At 51.1% G+C, this 1,933-nt stretch carries 5 protein-coding genes; all 5 read left to right on the forward strand.

Annotated elements, in window-relative coordinates; translation table 11 throughout:
* On the forward strand, positions 1–223 hold a 223-nt coding region (locus tag IJN28_03790; protein MBQ6712898.1), incomplete at its 5' end, for a hypothetical protein.
* Between the two features lie 12 nt (positions 224–235).
* Positions 236–409 (forward strand): hypothetical protein, encoded by a 174-nt coding sequence (locus tag IJN28_03795; protein ID MBQ6712899.1) that lies wholly within the window; start codon positions 236–238, stop codon positions 407–409.
* Complete coding sequence (locus tag IJN28_03800; GenBank protein MBQ6712900.1) at positions 409–597, forward strand: hypothetical protein; 189 nt, start codon at positions 409–411, stop codon at positions 595–597. The genes IJN28_03795 and IJN28_03800 overlap by 1 nt, the downstream gene beginning before the upstream one ends.
* A gap of 210 nt (positions 598–807) precedes the next feature.
* Complete coding sequence (locus IJN28_03805) at positions 808–948, forward strand: hypothetical protein (protein ID MBQ6712901.1); 141 nt, start codon at positions 808–810, stop codon at positions 946–948.
* 4 nt (positions 949–952) lie between these two features.
* Positions 953–1,933 (forward strand): hypothetical protein (locus IJN28_03810; GenBank protein ID MBQ6712902.1); only part of this gene is annotated, 981 nt, incomplete at its 3' end.

Below are 1,933 nucleotides of genomic sequence, written 5' to 3' on the forward strand. Positions count from 1 at the left end.
AGGTGAAGAAGAGATGACGTTTGAAGAGGCTCTCGATATTACGATGGAGGCGATCCACGATCTGGAGGAGATCGAGAAGAATACGAGTCTTGAGCGCGTGGTGAGAAACGATGCGCTGGCGAATCGTACGGCGATCAGTATTATGGTCGCATGGGCGAAGAAGGCATATGAGAAAGACGATATGTGTGCAACGCGTATTTTGAACGCGGTGCACGGCGTGTAAGGGGGTGATGATATGGAATTGTACGATGCGTTGGAACGCATTAAAAACGAGTGTGTACGGCAGAGTTTTTGCACGAACTGTCCGCTCGGTGTATCGGACGGTGGGGGCTGCGGTGTATTCAAGAGTTATCCGCGTAATTGGAATTTGCAGAAGCCGTCGAAACTCTTTAAGGAGGTAGAGAAGTAATGAAAAGGTGGATGCTGGTAAAAAATCATGACGGTGTGGGTCATGGCGTATACGTGAGAGATATTCCGTTGTTCGTGGCGAGTGCGGTCGGTGAGATGCTCCTTGAATGGTGGGACGAGAACGGTGGGAATGTGTTCTGGTTCGCGATGGGAGTCGGTCTGATGTCGGCGGTGATGCTGTTTGTATAGTGTTGTCGATCAGCTGCTCCGTCGGCGGTATTACGCACTGCTGCTTACGATCGTGAATGAGAATTTCACGCCCGATACAGCGATGGCGTATATGAGAGCCAAAGATACGCGGACAAAAAGAAAAGACCTCGCAGGAACGGCAATTCCAAACGAGGTCAGGGCAAATATATGCAAGTAAAGAGTAACACAAATAAGGCGGAACAATCAACTATGAGATTCAATGAACGGTTAAAAAACTTTGCCAAGGTGCTGTTGGCAGTGGCATTTGGCGCGGTTGCAGTAATGATGATGTATATTGCGTTCTTGCTGGCGGTTGGTGTCAGCATGGCGCAGATCAAGGGAGGGTGGTGAGAATATGGCTATGAATCAATATCTCGGCAAAAAGGAAAAGAGCGGGTTCGTGCAGTTTGTACGGCTTCTTAGCTCGGTTGAAGAGAAGATCGATGAGCTGGCAACGGTGCCGTCAACGGACAAGCAGTATCTGAAGCATTTGCGGACAGCGAAAACGTGGCTCCGTAAGGCAGTTGAGCTGCGTGTAAATGCGCTCGACAACGATGCGAAGGATGATTTATGGCGTCAGGTGAATCGTATCGAGCCGATCGTGTTTATCCCGAGCGCGCAGGCAAAGCACGAGCTGAAGACATTGCAGGAGGCAGAGAGCGTCGTACATATTCCGATCGATGACTTCCAAGACCTGTACTGCGAGATGATCGAGAAGACGTGCAAGGTCTGCGTGGAGGAAGAGTACAAGGAGTGTGCGATCTACCGCGTGTGTATCGCAAACAATATCTTTCCGCCATCGCCTGAAGCGGCGCCCGATCGATGCCCGTATACATACGTGGACAATGAGGAAGCGCTCGCCGAGCTGGATAAAAATACAGAGCATCGTCGGATACGGCAGAACATTGCCGCGCTCGATATGGCCAAAGAGAAAGTTGTTGAGAAGATGAAGGAATGTGATGCGCTCCGCGCCGAGGTCACGCAGAAGGATATCGAGGTCTGCAAACTTCAGGGCACGATCGAGAAGCTGGAGCGCAAAGTGCAATTGACGGAGGCTGTAAGTGCTGGTCTACAAAAAAGCATTGCAGACGATAAGAAGCGGTTCCAAGAAGCACGGAAACAGCTTGAGGAGAACGCAAGAACGATCGATGATCTGGAGAAGGAGCGTGCATGGCTTCGTGCAGATGTCGAAGATATGACGCATCGGCTTGCCGACTACCAAGCGAAGGAGCATCAGCCGACAGGCAAGCTGACGATCTATTTCCGCGGCGGCCAGACGATCACGGATACGTTTACGAAGGATCAGATCATGGAGCTGCACGCGGCATACGAGGGG

This window comes from Selenomonadales bacterium, from assembly GCA_017442105.1.
GTDB lineage: Bacteria > Bacillota > Negativicutes > RGIG982 > RGIG982 > RGIG982.